This window comes from Kribbella qitaiheensis (genome assembly GCF_014217565.1).
Lineage (GTDB): Bacteria > Actinomycetota > Actinomycetes > Propionibacteriales > Kribbellaceae > Kribbella > Kribbella qitaiheensis_A.
The window spans coordinates 7,062,051-7,077,197 of record NZ_CP043661.1; the positions used below are offsets into that span (position 1 = coordinate 7,062,051).

17 protein-coding genes are annotated in these 15,147 nt (G+C 67.9%); 15 read left to right on the forward strand and 2 right to left on the reverse strand.

Annotated elements, in window-relative coordinates; translation table 11 throughout:
- Nucleotides 1-211: 211 nt before the first annotated feature.
- From F1D05_RS33610 to F1D05_RS33650, 10 genes are all read left to right on the forward strand, one after another.
- The gene (locus F1D05_RS33610; protein WP_185444335.1) at nucleotides 212-1,273 is read left to right on the forward strand and encodes a hypothetical protein; all 1,062 of its coding nucleotides are present in this window, start codon (nucleotides 212-214) and stop codon (nucleotides 1,271-1,273) included.
- A complete protein-coding gene (locus tag F1D05_RS33615; RefSeq protein WP_206685943.1) occupies nucleotides 1,273-1,578 on the forward strand; it encodes a hypothetical protein in 306 nt (101 codons plus the stop codon). Before F1D05_RS33610 ends, F1D05_RS33615 begins: the two co-directional genes overlap by 1 nt.
- Before the next feature lie 29 nt (nucleotides 1,579-1,607).
- Nucleotides 1,608-1,772, forward strand: coding sequence for a hypothetical protein (locus tag F1D05_RS33620; protein ID WP_185444336.1), 165 nt, complete (start codon nucleotides 1,608-1,610; stop codon nucleotides 1,770-1,772).
- The gene (locus F1D05_RS33625) at nucleotides 1,769-2,086 is read left to right on the forward strand and encodes a hypothetical protein (RefSeq protein ID WP_185444337.1); all 318 of its coding nucleotides are present in this window, start codon (nucleotides 1,769-1,771) and stop codon (nucleotides 2,084-2,086) included. Before F1D05_RS33620 ends, F1D05_RS33625 begins: the two co-directional genes overlap by 4 nt.
- Nucleotides 2,087-2,091: 5 nt before the next feature.
- Entirely contained in the window at nucleotides 2,092-2,592 is a 501-nt protein-coding gene (locus F1D05_RS33630) for a single-stranded DNA-binding protein (protein WP_185444338.1), read from the forward strand.
- Between the two features lie 98 nt (nucleotides 2,593-2,690).
- Nucleotides 2,691-3,590, forward strand: a complete 900-nt coding sequence (locus F1D05_RS33635; protein WP_206685944.1) for a bifunctional DNA primase/polymerase — start codon at nucleotides 2,691-2,693, stop codon at nucleotides 3,588-3,590.
- Nucleotides 3,590-4,378, forward strand: coding sequence for a DUF7221 family queuine tRNA-ribosyltransferase-like protein (locus tag F1D05_RS33640; RefSeq protein ID WP_185444339.1), 789 nt, complete (start codon nucleotides 3,590-3,592; stop codon nucleotides 4,376-4,378). Before F1D05_RS33635 ends, F1D05_RS33640 begins: the two co-directional genes overlap by 1 nt.
- Complete coding sequence (locus F1D05_RS39245) at nucleotides 4,378-4,797, forward strand: hypothetical protein (RefSeq protein ID WP_206685945.1); 420 nt, start codon at nucleotides 4,378-4,380, stop codon at nucleotides 4,795-4,797. The genes F1D05_RS33640 and F1D05_RS39245 overlap by 1 nt, the downstream gene beginning before the upstream one ends.
- Nucleotides 4,775-5,302: a hypothetical protein gene (locus F1D05_RS39250; protein ID WP_206685946.1), complete on the forward strand. Its 528-nt coding sequence runs from the start codon at nucleotides 4,775-4,777 to the stop codon at nucleotides 5,300-5,302. Before F1D05_RS39245 ends, F1D05_RS39250 begins: the two co-directional genes overlap by 23 nt.
- A complete protein-coding gene (locus F1D05_RS33650; protein ID WP_206685947.1) occupies nucleotides 5,299-6,324 on the forward strand; it encodes an AAA family ATPase in 1,026 nt (341 codons plus the stop codon). Before F1D05_RS39250 ends, F1D05_RS33650 begins: the two co-directional genes overlap by 4 nt.
- 383 nt (nucleotides 6,325-6,707) lie before the next feature.
- On the opposite strand, the gene F1D05_RS33655 is transcribed toward F1D05_RS33650, so the two are convergent.
- Entirely contained in the window at nucleotides 6,708-8,150 is a 1,443-nt protein-coding gene (locus F1D05_RS33655; protein WP_185444341.1) for a recombinase family protein, read from the reverse strand.
- Here F1D05_RS33655 and F1D05_RS33660 point away from each other — a divergent pair.
- Both F1D05_RS33660 and F1D05_RS33665 read left to right on the forward strand, forming a co-directional pair.
- Nucleotides 8,124-8,786 carry a 3-deoxy-7-phosphoheptulonate synthase gene (locus tag F1D05_RS33660; protein WP_246486183.1) on the forward strand — a complete coding sequence of 221 codons (663 nt, stop codon included), beginning with the start codon at nucleotides 8,124-8,126 and terminating at the stop codon, nucleotides 8,784-8,786. The genes F1D05_RS33655 and F1D05_RS33660 overlap by 27 nt on opposite strands.
- Nucleotides 8,787-8,899: 113 nt before the next feature.
- Nucleotides 8,900-10,975 carry a phosphocholine-specific phospholipase C gene (locus F1D05_RS33665; protein WP_185444342.1) on the forward strand — a complete coding sequence of 692 codons (2,076 nt, stop codon included), beginning with the start codon at nucleotides 8,900-8,902 and terminating at the stop codon, nucleotides 10,973-10,975.
- 80 nt (nucleotides 10,976-11,055) lie between these two features.
- Here F1D05_RS33665 and F1D05_RS33670 read toward each other — a convergent pair whose 3' ends face one another.
- The gene (locus tag F1D05_RS33670) at nucleotides 11,056-12,066 is read right to left on the reverse strand and encodes a LacI family DNA-binding transcriptional regulator (protein WP_185444343.1); all 1,011 of its coding nucleotides are present in this window, start codon (nucleotides 12,064-12,066) and stop codon (nucleotides 11,056-11,058) included.
- Between the two features lie 162 nt (nucleotides 12,067-12,228).
- On the opposite strand from F1D05_RS33670, the gene F1D05_RS33675 reads away from it, so the two are divergent.
- Genes F1D05_RS33675 through F1D05_RS33685 form a run of 3 tightly spaced genes read left to right on the forward strand, consistent with a single transcriptional unit; the run spans nucleotide 12,229 to nucleotide 15,093 of the window.
- Nucleotides 12,229-13,257, forward strand: coding sequence for a substrate-binding domain-containing protein (locus tag F1D05_RS33675; protein WP_219732976.1), 1,029 nt, complete (start codon nucleotides 12,229-12,231; stop codon nucleotides 13,255-13,257).
- A gap of 4 nt (nucleotides 13,258-13,261) precedes the next feature.
- Nucleotides 13,262-14,245 carry an ABC transporter permease gene (locus F1D05_RS33680; RefSeq protein WP_185444344.1) on the forward strand — a complete coding sequence of 328 codons (984 nt, stop codon included), beginning with the start codon at nucleotides 13,262-13,264 and terminating at the stop codon, nucleotides 14,243-14,245.
- Nucleotides 14,242-15,093, forward strand: a complete 852-nt coding sequence (locus tag F1D05_RS33685; protein ID WP_185444345.1) for an ATP-binding cassette domain-containing protein — start codon at nucleotides 14,242-14,244, stop codon at nucleotides 15,091-15,093. The genes F1D05_RS33680 and F1D05_RS33685 overlap by 4 nt, the downstream gene beginning before the upstream one ends.
- Nucleotides 15,094-15,147 lie beyond the last annotated feature (54 nt).

Consider the following 15,147-nt stretch of genomic DNA (forward strand, 5'->3'; position numbering starts at 1 on the left):
GAGATTCCTAGCACCTGGCCCCGCTAGACCTAGCACCACCGCTAGCAACCACAACCAGACCGTGACCTGCGAAGACACCAGGTCTAACGGGTCAGCCGACTCATGCCGAAAACGCCCGGAACAGGCCCTAGGAGCGCCCTTGACCCCCCGCACAGCCGCTAGTGCTAACTCGACCCCGCAAACCCCCGCAGACAGCCACAGGAGCCCGCTCATGCGCACCCTCGCCACCACCCTCAAGACTCTCCTTAACCGCCGCGCTGCTCACTGTCCGCAGTCGAGTGTCGGGATCGGGCTGCGGCTGCGGTCGCTGCCGAGTCCTCAGCCGCTGCGCAGCATCACCGCCGTTCCGCTGGGGATCGATGAGACCGGGCAGCCGCTCGACGTGCCGCGCGGCATGTCGGTGCTGATCGCCGGTGACCCCCGCACCCGCGTCACGACCGCGCTGCGCACTCTCGCCCTGGGTTACGCCCGGTTTCCCGGCACCCGGTTGCACGTCTACGAGGCCGACCTGCTCGGTGATCTGTCGGCCCTGCGTGGCCTGGCGCACCGCTACATCGACACCACCCACGGCAGCTTCACCATCCCTGCCGCGACCGACGATCTCAACCACCTGGCCGACCTGATCGAGCGGCGCGCTCAGCACCTGGCCGACCTGAACGCCGACCTGTTCGCCGCCGAAGAGTTTGTCCGCCGCGTCACCGGCAAACCGGTCCCTCGGCTGACCAGCTTGGACGACATGCGCGCCGTCGAGGAACGTGTCTGGGCCGCCACCGGCATCCACCCCGACCGCATCGACCCCGAGACCGCAGACCTGCACCCGCACGTCGTAGTCATCGGTCACGCGATCCGCTGGGCGCTAAGCGACCGCGACGCCGAAGCGTTCACCACCGCCCTGACCCGCGTCACCGACCAGGGCGCCGGCCTGGGCGTGACCGTGCTGCTGGGCACCGATTCGTCCTACCTGTCCTACTTCCCCGCCGATCTGGCCCCGGCGTTTCGCTATCGGATCTCGACCGGCCTGACCAAGCCCGTCCACGCCGACCAGGTGCTCGGTGCACTGGCTCGACAGTCCGGGATCGACACCACCCCCGACCGGCTACGCCGCCCCGGCCAGGGCTGGATCGCCGACCTGACCAGCGAACCGGTCTACCAGCCCTTCCAGGTCTACGACGCCAACCCGCACGCCTTCCGCGCCGACTGCCTGCGCCTGACTCGCTCCCGCGCCCGCTCAGGCTGGCTGACCGGCGACGCCGCCACCCGGAGCGGCAAGTGATGACGGCCGTCCCGGTCCTCGTGCCGGAACTCACGTCGGGGGCGGTGTCGCTGGTCGCGCTGATCACCGCAGGCGGCACGTTCTTGCTGATCGTGGTCGGCGCCGCGATCAGCGGCCTGTACCTGCTCGTGTGCCGGATCTGGCCGTTCCGAGCCTGCAAACGCTGCAAGGGACTCGGCAGGCTGCACGCCCCGAGCGGCAAAGCCTGGCGCGACTGCCCCCGCTGCAAAGGCACCGGACGCAAACTCCGCATCGGCCGGCGCCTGTGGAACCACGCCGAACGCGCCAAACGCAACGCCATCTGACACCAACCCAGCAAGGAGAAGCCACCCTCATGGCCACGAAGACACCCAAGAAGAAGCTCACCCCGCGCGAGGAGTACAACGCCGCTCTGGAAGACCTGAACCGCTACTCCGACAACAACGAAACCACCGCCGCACTCAAGGCCCGTCAGCGGTTCGAGAACGCCGACCGCCGCGTCCGGTGGTGGCACCGATGATCTACCCCGGCACCCGCACCGCCTACGCCGGTCACCGGCCGGTGTTGCTGATGGCAGAGGTGCACCAGGCACGATCAGCCGCCCACGACAAACACGGCGACAACAGCATCGAGGCTCTCGCCGCCGACTCCCCGCGCTGGCTACCTGTCCTGGTCGAGGAAGTCGGCGAGATCGCCAACACCCTCACCTACGACGGACCCGGCGACAACACCCGCGCCGAACTCATCGATGCCATCGCCGTACTCACGGCCTGGCTCGACGCCATCGACACCGCCCGCAAGCCCCGCACCCTCGCAACGACCGGAAGGAACTGATTGTCATGAGCAACGAAACGGTGATCACCATCGTGGGCAACCTGACCGATGACCCCGAACTGCGCTTCACCACCTCCGGTGCCGCCTTTGCCCGGTTCTCGATCGCCTCGACCCCGCGCCGCTTCGACAAGGCATCGGGGGAGTACGTGGACGGCGACACTCTCTTCCTGCGGGCCACCGCCTGGCGTCAGGTCGCAGAGAACGCCGCCGAATCCCTCCAGCGCGGCATGCGGGTCATCGCGACCGGGCGCCTGCGCCAATCGACCTGGGAGACGACCGAAGGTGACAAGCGGTCGTCGATCGACCTGGAAGTTGACGAGATCGGCCCGTCGCTGACGTTCGCCACCGCCAAGGTCACCAAGGCCGCCCGCGCGAACAAGACCAGCGGCAACCCCGCCGACCCGTTCACCAACGCCGGACGCGAACCGGCCACCGCAGGTGCCGGTCTTGGCGCTGGGGGCCGCGACCCGTGGACCTCGCAGGGCATGGACGAACCGCCCTTCTAGCCCACCCCTCTGAGCCCGGTGGCCGGGCCGAGTCACGTCCCGTCCCGGCCACCGGAGACCAACCGCCGACCGTAGCTGACCCCGACCTTGGAGGAATCGTGATCCCTAACCTGCGTACAGCGCTCGACGCGGCCCGGCGCGGCTGGCCGGTGTTTCCACTGCGCCCCGGCTCGAAGGTGCCCGCGATGCCCGAATGGGAGACCAACGCCACGACCGACACCGACCGGATCGCCGGCTACTGGTTGCGCCACCGCGCCCACGGCGTCGCGATCGCCTGCGGACCGGCCCGCCTGGTGGTTGTCGACCTGGACCAGCCCAAGCCCGGCAAGGCGACCCCTGCCGAGTGGGACCGGCCCGGCATCACCGATGGGTGCGACGTGTTCGCCGACCTGTGCGCGACCGCTGGGCAGCCGTTCCCGACCGGCACCTACTCTGTCCAGACCGGCCGGGGCGGGTTCCATCTGTACTTCACCACCCCGGCTGGGGTGGAGCTCCGCAACACCGGCGGTGGGCGCGGCCGGGGACTTGGGTGGCTGGTCGATACCCGCGCGGCCGGCGGCTACGTCGTCGCGGCCGGATCGGTTGTCGAGGGCAACCGCTACGACCTGGTCCACGATGTGCCCGCGGCGCCATTGCCGACCTGGCTGGCCGAACGCCTCACCGCCCCGCTGGTGGCACCGGCTCCGGTGCTGCCGGTGCAGTTGCGTACCGCGCGCCGTTCGGCTTACCTCGACCGGGCCGTGACCGACGAGTGCCGCCACGTCGTCACCGCCGCATCAGAAGCGCACAACGCCGCCCTGTTCATGGCCGCGCAGAACCTGGGCCGCCTGGTCGCCGGAGGCGCCCTGCCCGAAGCCGACGTGTACGCCGCACTGCTCGACGCCGAACGGCGCCTCGCCGCGACCTGCACCGAGCCACACACCGAAACCCAAGCCCACAAGACGATCACGTCCGGCCTGCGCGCCGGTGCGAAGCGCCCCCGGAAGGTAGCTGCCTGATGGGCGTGGAATTCTTCCTCGGCACGCACGAACCGGGCTGGCTGAACTGGTCACCGGTACCGCTGTTCGTGTCCGACCGGCGGCTGCGCCGCTACCGGCGCCTGCCTCGCGCGGCCACTCGTTGGGCGCTGGACTCGGGCGGCTTCACCGAACTCGACACCCACGGCAACTGGGACCACGGGCCGACCCCCGTCGCCTATGTGGCCGCGGTCCGCCGCTACCGCGATGAGATCGGGCAGTTGGCATGGGCCGCCCCGCAAGACTGGATGTGCGAACCGTGGGTCACCACCAAAACCGGATTGACGATCGCCGAGCACCAACGTCGCACCGTGGGCAACTACCTGACCCTCCGAGCGCTGGCACCTGACCTGCCGTTCGTGCCCGTCGTGCAGGGCTGGCAGGTGCGCGACTACCTGACCTGCGTGGAGATGTACGCCGCCGCCGGCGTTGACCTCACCACCGCGCAGGTGGTTGGACTGGGGTCGGTCTGCCGGCGCCAAGCCACCAGCGAAGCCGCCGACATCGTGGATGCCCTGCACTCAGTCGGAGTCGGCAGACTCCACGGATTCGGCATCAAAATCCTCGGGCTTCGTCGCTACGGCCAACGCCTCGCCTCAGCCGACTCCATGGCCTGGTCCATCGCCGCCCGCTACGAACTCCCACTGCCCGGATGCACCCACGCCAGTTGTGCGAACTGCGCCCGGTACGCGCTCGCTTGGCGTGCCAACGTCGTCGCCTCCATCCCCACCCACGAGCCCCTATCCCTCTTCGATCGAGAGGCCGCCTGATGGCCACCGCTCCCGCACTGACTGCCCTGTCGCTGGGGGCTGGAGTGCAGTCCACCGCACTGCTGCTGCTCGCCGCCGAAGGAGTGTTGCCGCGCCCGGACGTGGCGATCTTTGCCGACACCGGATGGGAGCCGGCCGCGGTCTACGCGCAACTCGACCGGCTCGCCGCCATCGCCAAGGCGGCCGGAATCGAGCTCCACCGCGTCAGCAAAGGCAACCTGCGCGACGACGCCACCGACCCCGCCCACCGCTACGCCTCCGTGCCGTACTTCATCCGCAACCCCGACGGCACCAACGGCATCGGGCCGGCGCCAATGCACGAGCGAATACAAGCTCGCGCCGATTACCCGCAAGGTCCGCGAACTGCTCGGAGCCACCCCACCGCAGTTTCGGCGTGTGCCAGCCGGGCGAGTGTGTGAGCAGTGGATCGGGTTCTCCACCGACGAGATCGGCCGCGTATCCGACCGCCAAAAGGTCCGGTACCTGACGAACCGATATCCACTGCTGGAATTGGGGATGTCGCGCAAAGACTGCCAGCGATGGCTGGCCGGCCGCGGCTGGGGCGACACGGTCAAGTCAGCCTGTATCGGCTGCCCGTTCCACGGCAACCGAGCCTGGCGAGACCTGCGCGACAACCAGCCCAACGAATGGGCCGACGCCGTCGCGTTCGACGCAGCGATCCGACACGGAGGAGCCCGCGGCTCCGGCCTGCGCGGCACCGCCTACCTGCACGCCTCCCGGGTGCCACTCGACCAGGCACCGATCGACCGAATCACCCGCACTGAACGCAAAGACGACCAGGTGGACCTGTTCGACGTACTCGCCGAACAAGGCGACCCGGACGGATGCAGCCCCTACGGCTGCCGCTCCGGCACCCCCGGCTCGCTGCCCACCGAATCGACCTCGTGGAGGGAATCGGCGTGACCGCCAACCCGCTCGATCCCGGCACCTACGGCGATCCCTACGGCGATCAGCTGGGCAGCAACGTTCGACCGCTGCACCCGTTCGCCGACGCCTGGACCGCCGACCGGCTCGTGCACCACGACTTCCCCGAACCGAACTGGGCCATCGCTAGCCTGGTGCCGGAGGGACTCTCGGTGCTCGCGGGGGCGCCGAAGGTCGGCAAGTCGTGGCTCGCGCTCGGCTGGGCGGTTGCTGTAGCGGGTGGATACCGGGCACTGGGATCGATCGACTGCGCGGCCGGCCCGGTGCTCTACCTGGCACTGGAGGACAACCCGCGCCGCCTGCAAGGCCGCATCCTCAAGGTGCTCGACGGTGCTGCAGCCCCCGGCGGTCTATACCTGCCCACCGCGTGCCTCAACCTGCCCGCCGGGGGAGCCGACATGATCCGCGCCTGGCTCGACGCCCACCCCGGCGCGCGGATGGTCGTCATCGACGTGTTCGCCAAGGTGCGAGGCCAGGCCGCCGGATCGAACGCCTACACCGACGACTACCGCGCCGCCGGAATTGCCAAGGCCATCGCCGACGAATACGGCATCGCCGTCGTACTCGTGCACCACACCCGCAAGATGGCCGCCGACGACTTCCTGGAGGAACTGTCCGGAACCAACGGCATCGCAGGCGCCGCCGACACCATCCACGTCCTGTCCAGGTCACGCCACGAGGCCGACGCCGTACTCAAGACCACCGGCCGCGACGTGGAAGAAGCCGAACGCGCACTCAAGTTTGACCAGCCCACCGGCACCTGGTCACTGCTCGACGGACCCGCCCTCGACCACACCCTGTCCGACACCAGCGCCGTCATCCTGCGCTACGTCCGAGCCCACCAGGGCGCCACCCCTAAGGAGATCGCCGACACCACTGGCATCGCCTACGAGAACACCAAACGCACCTGCTCACGGATGGAGAAACGGGGCCACCTGGTCCGCGTCGGTGACGGCCAGTACGCCGCACCGCCCGACGCCGGGACAGGTGGCCTGCCGTGACCTGTCCCGGCTGTCCCGGCTGTCCCGGCAACCCTCTGACCTGCGCATTTACCCCGATCGAGCCGGGACACCCCCGCCAAGACACCTGTCCCGGCTGTCCCGGCAAACCCCCGAACCGACCACCCAGACGCACGGAGGCATGACCCCGATGACTACCCCGATCGAGATTGGCACACGGCTCAAGGTGGATGTCTTGGAGCTGGCGCGACGACGCCGCGCGGAGAACCCACGACCGGCACTTACGAAGGAGCAGGAGTGCGAGCTTCGTTCCCTCTTCGGTGTCCTACAAGTGCCTAGCGAGGCATTGCGCGAAGCTGCGTAGCAACTAAGAACCCCCCAGGCTCTGGAGTTCGGTCCGGAGCCTGGGGGTTTTCCGCGTGTACTCATGCGACCTTGTCGGCGATAACAACCTGTTCATCGATTGGCGTGCTCAGCTTGGATCCCCGCTTCCCGCCTGTCGGCGCCAGCTCAATATCAAACAGGAGGTCCAGGATCGCCCGCTGTCGAGCAAGCGGAAGGGCGACCCACTGAGCCTTGACCAGCTTGGTTCCAACCGCCAGATCAGCAAGGAGGGACAGGCCAGGGGCGCGCCGAAGGATCGACTCCAGCTCTGCTATGCGCGCTAGCACCTCGGCAGTTCCGGCAACCACTTGATCCTCCGTCATGGCGTTCAGCGCGAATAGGCGGGCCATTGACTTCAGTTTGGCGTCCAGTTCAGCATGCTCCCGCTTGGCCTCGTCCAGCTCGTGATCGTCGGAGGGTAGGAGCAGGCTCAGAACCTCTTGGCTCTCGAGCAGGGCGATCGCAGTCGCATGTGCGAATTCGTCCGCCGCTTGTCGCAGCGTGGATACGTGCCCGCTCGCACCACAGGCATAAGTCTTGATGCCACGGTCGGAGCCGGCGCGCACCGGATCTCCGCACGTGGCGCACAGCGCCAGGCTGGATAACAACGTCGTCGGCTTCGGTCCCTTGCTCTTGCCGTTGGCTAGACGATCAAGGAATAGCTTGATTTCCAGATGCTCGTCGCGGGTGAAGACCGCAGGCCAGTCGCCGTTCGCTACCTCGACTCCGTGGTATGCACGAATGCCAGCGTAGACAGGATTTGACAGGACACGCGTGACACCGCCCGTCGTCCAGCCCGCCTTGGTCGGCGTCTTCCGCTTGGTGCTTGCGGCATGACCAGACTGAAAGCCGAGCTGATCCCAACGCCGTGCGACTTCGGCGCGAGACATGCCAGCGAGCACATCCTTCCGTGCCTGCACGAGCGCCTCAACCTCGGCCGGGATCAGTTCCATGTCTGCGGTGTAGGCGAAGCGCCTGACCCCTGCGGTCCAGGCGGCGCCTGCGTTGGCACGCTGCTCGTTCGCCAGTCGCTGTCGGGCGGCCTTGCGCTGCACCTCGGCGCGAGCGACGGCGGCCAGAATCCGGGCGACCATCTGCCCTACGTCAGTCGTCAGATCGATGTCACCGGTGACCGTAGCGACGCCAACGTCGTGTTGCTCGCTGAGGAGAATCAACTCCTCCAGCTCCAGCATCGAACGGGTGATCCGGTCCAGATGCCAGGCAACAATCACGTCCACCTGGCCTAGCCCGACCATCTTCAGCACGCGCTGCCAGGCTGGGCGCTCCTTGCCTGAGTAGGCCGATATCGAGATGTCCTCCTCGATGACCACTACGTCCCAGCCGCGAAGATCGCACAGTGCCCGGCACTTTTCGATCTGGCGCCTGGTCTTTAGACCCTCGTCCGTATCGTCACGAGAGATGCGGGCGTAGATGACTGCCCGTCTGCGCGCCGGGGCTTGAGCCTTCGTGAGTCTGGCTGTCATGCGCTCAATCGTACCCTTAAACGTGATACCGACGACACTGTCGGCTGGGGTGCCATCGGTGCGCGGACCGTCGAGAGCCAGGTGCACCGCCAGCTCTCGTCCGGCCTGTCGATGCCGATCGGCATGAAGAACCGCCCCGACGGCAGCATCGGCACGGCGGTCGACGCGATCAAGGCCGCGGCGGTCCCGCATGTCTTCACCGGTATCGACCACGACGGCGCGCCCGCGATCCTGCACACCCGCGGCAACCCCGACTGCCACCTCGTACTCCGCGGCTCCGACGCCGGCCCGAACTACGACGCCGACTCCGTCGCCGGCGCCCAGGAACTCCTCCACAAGGCCGGCCTCCCCGAGCGCGTCGTCATCGACGCGAGCCACGGGAACAGCCGCAAGGACCACCGCCGTCAGCCCGGGGTCGCGGCGGAGATCGGCGCGCAGGTTGCGAACGGCAACCAGGCGATCGTCGGCGTGATGCTCGAGTCCTTCCTGGTGGAGGGTCGGCAAGAGCTCGACCCGACCCGCGAGCTCACCTACGGCCAGTCGATCACCGACGCCTGCATGGGCTGGGACACCACCGAAGCCGTTCTCACCCAACTGCGCGACGCGGCGCTGACGCGCAGATCCGGGAAGGCGTGAGGGAAAGGCGCGAGCGCCGCCGTGGCCCGCCGTAGTACGGGGGCGTGAACTTCAGGCGAATCAACGCTCGCAACCATCCCGCCGGTGCCGGACAGTGAATTAGCGTCCGTCGCATGACTGAGATTTCCCGCCGTCTGGTCCTTGGTTCAGCTGCCGGTGGGGCAGTGCTGTCGCTGCTCCCACCGTCGCTGCACACCGCGATGGCGCAGCCGATGAGACCAGGTGGCCTGCGGGCCGTCGAGCACGTGATCGTCCTGATGCAGGAGAACCGCTCGTTCGATCACTATTACGGCACGCTGCGCGGCGTCCGTGGGTACGGCGACCGCCAGCCGCTCCGCCTTCGCGACGGCAAGCCGGTCTTCCACCAGCCGGTCACCGGCGGCGGCGAGGTGCTGCCGTTCTCGATCCGCGAGGCCGCCGCCGACGCGGGCCGGAACGCGGACGACATCCAGTACCTCGGCGCGCTCGCGCACGGCTTCGGCGACGCCACCCAGGCCTGGGGCAACGGCTGGAACGACGACTGGGTGCAGGCCAAGACGGCGGCGACGATGACCCACTACGACCGTCGCGACATCCCGATGCAGTACGAGCTCGCCGAGACCTTCACGATCCTCGACGCCTACCACTGCTCGGTGAACGGCTCCACCAACCCGAACCGCAACTACCTGTGGTCCGGTACGACGGGCTTCGAACCCGGTACTACGCAGCGCGCGGTCACCAACGCGGCGTACGACTACAACCACAAGGGCTACGACTGGACGGCGTACCCGGAACGGCTGGAAGCGGCCGGGGTGTCCTGGCAGATCTACCAGGAGTGGGACAACTTCACCGACAACGCGGTCGAGTACTTCAAGACCTTCAAGGAACTCGGCCACCGCATCCTGAGCACCGTTCCGGGCGGCTACCGAACCACCGAGGAGTTCTACGACAACCTGTTCGCCAAGACTCCGGCCGAGCAGACGGAAGCTCTCAAGCAGCTCGAAGCAGCGGTCAAGCTGCAGCCAGCCATGGACCAGAAGCTCTTCTACAAAGCGATGCACCGCAGTGAACCCGAGTCGCTCGTGCCGCGCATCCGCGCGGACATCAAGGCCGGCAAGCTGCCCCAGGTCAGCTGGCTTGTCCCGTCGGCGGTCGACTCCGAACACCCCGGAGCATCGACACCGGTCGCCAGCGCGAACCTCGTCTACGACCTGCTCGACGCGATCGCCTCGGATCCTGAGACCTGGTCCAAGACCGTGCTGCTGATCAACTTCGACGAGAACGACGGGTACTTCGACCACGTCCCACCGCCGGTCGCGCCGCGCCCTGCCTCGGGCGAGGGCGACGACTGGTACGCCGGACGCCCGATCGGCCTCGGCCCGCGGGTCCCGATGACGATCGTGTCGCCGTGGACCGTCGGCGGGCACGTGAACTCGCAGGTCGCCGACCACACCTCGGTGATCCAGTTCCTCGAGCGCTGGACCGGCGTGAAGGAGCCGAACATCAGCTCCTGGCGCCGGACCGCCTGCGGCGACCTGGTCTCGGCCTTCGACTTCAGCAAGCGCTATCGCCAGCCGACCGTCGACGCACCCGGCCCGGTGCCGACGCCGATCGACCGCTGGAAACCGACTCCTCCCGCTACCCAGGCGTTGCCGGCGCAAGAGCCCGGACGCCGTCCGGCCCGCGCTCTGCCTTACCAGCCGACCGTTTCGGGCTTTGTTGCCAACGGCAAGTTGAAGCTGCGGCTGGGCAACAAAGCGGACGAGGCCGCGCACTTCGCCATCTATCCCTACGGCGGAGAACTGCCCGCGCCGACCCATCTCGACGTCCGTGGCCAGCTGTTCTCCGACATCCCCGTGAGTGGTCCGTACGAGCTCTCCGTCCAAGGCCCGAACCGGTTCTGGGTCGAGCTGGCCGGGTCCGTCGAAGGTATCGCGGCCGGACTCGACGTACGGATCAGCAGCGACGGCAGCTCGCTGCGCGTCGAGCTCGAGAACACCGGCACCAAGCCGCTGAGCGTGAAGCTCAAGGCCCGCGGGTACGGCGGCCGCACGATCAATCAGGATGTTCGCGGCCGTCAGACCCGGACGCTCAATTGGCCCACTGACCAGGGCTGGTACGACCTCGAGGTCACCACGATCGAGGACACGACGTACCGGCGTCGCCTCACCGGCCACCTGGAAACCGGCCGCCCCAGCACCACCGGTTGACACCCCAAAGCGCCTGCTTCCAGAGCGCTTGCGTCCGAAGAGCCGAGGGCCCTGCCCCACAGTTCTTCGGACGTAAGCGGTCAGGCGCGAGGGGAGCAGCCGCAGGACTCGCGGTGCATGAGCTCGGCGGGTAGGCGGACGGTCTGCGGTGGGGCGCTGGGGTCGGTCATGCGGCGGAGCAGGAGTTGTACCGCGCGGGCTCCGATCGCGGTGGACGGCTGAGCGACTGTAGTGAGGCCTGGGCTGAAGAGGTCGGCCCAGGCGAAGTCGTCGAAGGCGGTCACCGCGAGATCGCGCGGCACCCGGACCCCGGCGGCACGGAAGGCGGCGAGGGCGCCGATCGTCATGTTGTTGTTGGCCGCGAACACCGCGGTCGGCGGCTCAGGATGCTCGAGGAGCGCGAGTGCCGCCTTCCGGCCGCCTTCGCTGGTCGAGGCGCCGTCCTTTACCAACGACAGATCGACCGGCAGTTCGGCGCGCTGGTGAGCCAGCCGGTAGCCGCGCAGCCGCTCGGTGCTCGTGGACAGGTCGGGGATCCCCGCGACCATGCCGATCCGGGTGTGGCCGAGCGAGATCAGGTGATCGACGATGGCCGCGGTCGCCGCCTCGTTCTCGACGCCGACCTGGTCGACCCGCAGACCGGGATCAATCCGGTCGACGATCACATAAGGCACCGGGTGATCCCGCAGCAGCGGCAGGGTCAAATCCTTCCAGCCCGCGGCCGGGGCGATCACCAGGCCCTCGATGTGATGGGCCAGCAGGTTGGCGACGGCCGCTGACTCATGCCGCGCGTCGTCGCGGGTGTCGACGATGATCAGGTTCAGTCCGGCCCGGGTCGCCTCGCCGTCGATGCCCTGGATCAGCTCGACCCAGTACGGGTTCGACGCGGCCGTCAGCGCCAGCCCGATCGTCTGATGCGACCCGGCCGCCAATGAGCGCGCGATCGGATGGTGCCGGTAGCCGAGCAACCGCATCGCGCGGTTGACCTTGGCCCGCGTGGCCGGCGCGACCAGGCGGGTCCCGTTCACGACGTGTGAGACCGTGCTCACCGACACACCGGCGGTACGGGCGACTTCGGTCATCGTGACCATCCGTTGAATGGTCGTCGCCGAGAGTGCGTTGCGCAAGGCTTTGCGCAAAGGCTGCGGACGGCTCCGGGCCGGGCCTAACTTCGCTCAAACGAGCGGACCTCTTCCGCCCGAACCCCCGCCCGGGTTCCCGTCCCGGGTGCCCCGACCCCGGAGGGCAGATCCGTGGCACCGAAGTCCCTGCAGACGCCGATCGCGAGAAGACTGGCCATCGGCGTACTGACCCTGTGCCTGGCCACCACCACCGCCTGCACCAAGACGAAGTCGGGCAGCGACGATGCCGGCGACAAGAGCGGCCCGGTCAAGATCGGCCTGGTCACCAAGACCGACACCAATCCGTACTTCGTCAAGCTGCGCGAGTCGGCGAAGGCCGCCGCGGAGGCCAAGGGTGCCACCGTGATCGCCGTCGCCGGCAAGTTCGACGGCGACAACGAGGGCCAGGTCGCCGCGATCGAGAACCTGGTCCAGCAGGGCGTGAAGGGCATCCTGATCACGCCCAGCAACTCGACCGGGATCCTCGGTGCGCTCAAACAGGCCAAGGAGAAGGGCATCCTGGTGATCGCCCTCGATACAGAGACCGATCCGAAGGACGCCGTCGACGCCACCTACGCGACGAACAACACGACCGCGGGCGAACTCGAGGGCAAGTACGTCAAGGCGACACTCGGCCAGACCGCTCCGAGGCTGTTGATGATGGACGGTTCGCCGGGAGGCACCGTTGACGAGCAGCGTCACCGCGGCTTCCTGCAGGGAATGGGCCTGAAGGACGGTGACCCGGCGATCCTCGGAGCCGCGCCGACCAACGGTGATCAGAACAAGGCCCAGTCGGCGATGGAAAACCTGCTCCAGCGCGACTCGAGCGTCAACGCCGTCTACACGCTCAACGAGCCGGCCGCCCGTGGTGCGGTGGCGGCGCTGACCGCGAAGGGCCTGGCGGGCAAGGTGGCCGTCGGCTCGATCGACGGCGGTTGCCAGGGTGTCGCCGATGTGAAGGCAGGCAAGTACCTCGCCACGGTGATGCAGTTCCCGAGGAAGATGGCCGAGCAGGGTATCGACGCTGTGGTTGCCTTTAGCAAGGACGGCACCAAGCCGAACGGCTTCCAGGACACCGGCGCGCAGTTGATCACCGACAAGCCGCTGCCAGGGCTGGACAGCAAGGACACCACCTGGGGCGCCCAGAACTGCTGGGGCTGACGGGATGTCCGCGGAATCGGGTCAGCTGAGAGGCCGTACGGCTGAAGCCTTCTTGCACAATCCCGCGCTTGGTCCATTGGGCGCGCTGGTGGTCGCAGTCATCGTCTTCGGCGCGACCACGAGTACTTTCCTCACCGTCGACAACCTGTCCCTCGTAGTACAGCAATCCCTGGTCGTTGGAACGCTCGCGCTCGGCCAGACCCTGATCGTGCTGACCGGCGGGATCGACCTGGCCAACGCGGCCATCATGGTGCTCGGCACGATGCTCTTCGCTCGGCTGGTGACCGAGGGAAGCGCTCCCGTGCTGGCTCTCATGGCGGGCTTCGTGATCTGCGCCCTTCTCGGCGGAGTCTCGGGTGGCCTGGTGACCTGGCTGAATCTGCCACCGTTCATCGTCACGCTCGGCATGCTGACCGTAGTACTGGCTGTCGGGCGGCTCTATTCGCAAGGCAGCTCGTGGCCGGTGACCGACTCGATGCTCAATGCGCTGGGCGAGGGCGGCTACCTGTTCGGTCAGATCAAGGTGACCCACGGGATGACGCTGGCCGTAGTGATGTTCGCGATCACCTGGTATGCCCTGACGAAGACCGGGTGGGGTCGCCATGTGTATGCCCTAGGCAACGATCCCGAGGCGGCCCGGCTGACCGGTATCCACGTCGGCCGGACCCGGTTCAGCGTCTACCTGATCGCCGGCGTGATCTACGCTTTCGCGGCCTGGCAGGCACTCGGCCGGATCCCGAACGCGGACCCGAACGCCTTCCAGACCGGCAACCTGGACAGCATCACCGCCGTCGTGATCGGCGGCACCAGCCTCTTCGGCGGCCGGGGCAGCGTCGGCGGCACGGTGGTCGGCGCGCTCATCGTCGCCGTACTGCGCAGCGGTCTGACCCAGGCCGGCATCGACAGCCTCTACCAGGACGTGGCAACCGGCGTGCTGGTGATCGCAGCCGTCGCCTTCGATCAACTGGCACGCAGGAGGTCCCGATGACGACACCAGCACTGCAGGCCAGAGGACTCGTCAAGCGCTACGGACGAGTGACCGCGATCGACGACGCCGACTTCGACCTGTACGCCGGGGAGGTGCTCGCCGTCGTCGGCGACAACGGTGCCGGCAAGTCCAGTCTGATCAAAGCGCTGTCGGGTGCCTTGATCCCGGATGACGGCCAGATCCTCCTCGACGGTCAGGAGACCCGGTTCCACTCGCCACTGGAAGCCAGGAAGGCGGGGATCGAGACCGTCCACCAGACGCTGGCTCTGGCACCGGCGATGGACATCGCAACCAACCTCTTCCTCGGCCGTGAACTTCGCCGGCCCGGACCGGTCGGGTCGGTGTTCCGGCTGCTGGACCGCGCAGCGATGCGCCGCCAGGCCCAGGAGCAACTGGATGCCCTAGGCATCGAGACCGTCCAGCACATCGGGCAGATCGTGGAGACCTTGTCCGGTGGGCAGCGCCAGGCGGTCGCGGTCGCCCGGGCGGCCATGTTCGGCAGCCGGATGGTGATCATGGACGAGCCGACGGCCGCCCTGGGAGTCAAGGAGTCGCGGCTGGTGCTCGACCTGATCCGGCGGATCCGGGATCGCGGTCTGCCGGTGGTGCTGATCAGCCATGACATGCCGCAGGTGTTCGAGCTGGCCGACCGGATCCACGTCCATCGGCTGGGTCGCCGGGCGGCCGTAGTACGACCCTCTGACGCTTCGATGAGTCAGGTCGTCTCGCTGATGACCGGCGCTCTGCAGATCGGCGACGACGGCGCCCCACCCGACGTCAGTCAAGTGTCCCTTGCCGGGAGTTCTTCGGCGCTTGCGGTGCCCAGACACGCACCTCGCAGCCCTTGAGAAGCATCCACGATGCTCCGCATCGAGGACGCTTCTCAAGCGCCGCGATGCACG

Excerpts from the sequence above, each read along its gene's own strand:
- F1D05_RS33630 (WP_185444338.1), top strand. The coding sequence starts at position 2,092 with ATGAGCAACGAAACGGTGATCACCATCGTGGGCAACCTGACCGATGAC.
- F1D05_RS33670 (WP_185444343.1), bottom strand. The coding sequence starts at position 12,066 with ATGGTCACGATGACCGAAGTCGCCCGTACCGCCGGTGTGTCGGTGAGC.
- F1D05_RS39245 (WP_206685945.1), top strand. The coding sequence starts at position 4,378 with ATGGCCACCGCTCCCGCACTGACTGCCCTGTCGCTGGGGGCTGGAGTG.
- F1D05_RS33655 (WP_185444341.1), bottom strand. The coding sequence starts at position 8,150 with ATGACAGCCAGACTCACGAAGGCTCAAGCCCCGGCGCGCAGACGGGCA.
- F1D05_RS33680 (WP_185444344.1), top strand. The coding sequence starts at position 13,262 with ATGTCCGCGGAATCGGGTCAGCTGAGAGGCCGTACGGCTGAAGCCTTC.
- F1D05_RS33615 (WP_206685943.1), top strand. The coding sequence starts at position 1,273 with ATGACGGCCGTCCCGGTCCTCGTGCCGGAACTCACGTCGGGGGCGGTG.
- F1D05_RS33625 (WP_185444337.1), top strand. The coding sequence starts at position 1,769 with ATGATCTACCCCGGCACCCGCACCGCCTACGCCGGTCACCGGCCGGTG.
- F1D05_RS33640 (WP_185444339.1), top strand. The coding sequence starts at position 3,590 with ATGGGCGTGGAATTCTTCCTCGGCACGCACGAACCGGGCTGGCTGAAC.
- F1D05_RS33610 (WP_185444335.1), top strand. The coding sequence starts at position 212 with ATGCGCACCCTCGCCACCACCCTCAAGACTCTCCTTAACCGCCGCGCT.
- F1D05_RS33620 (WP_185444336.1), top strand. The coding sequence starts at position 1,608 with ATGGCCACGAAGACACCCAAGAAGAAGCTCACCCCGCGCGAGGAGTAC.
- F1D05_RS33685 (WP_185444345.1), top strand. The coding sequence starts at position 14,242 with ATGACGACACCAGCACTGCAGGCCAGAGGACTCGTCAAGCGCTACGGA.
- F1D05_RS33665 (WP_185444342.1), top strand. The coding sequence starts at position 8,900 with ATGACTGAGATTTCCCGCCGTCTGGTCCTTGGTTCAGCTGCCGGTGGG.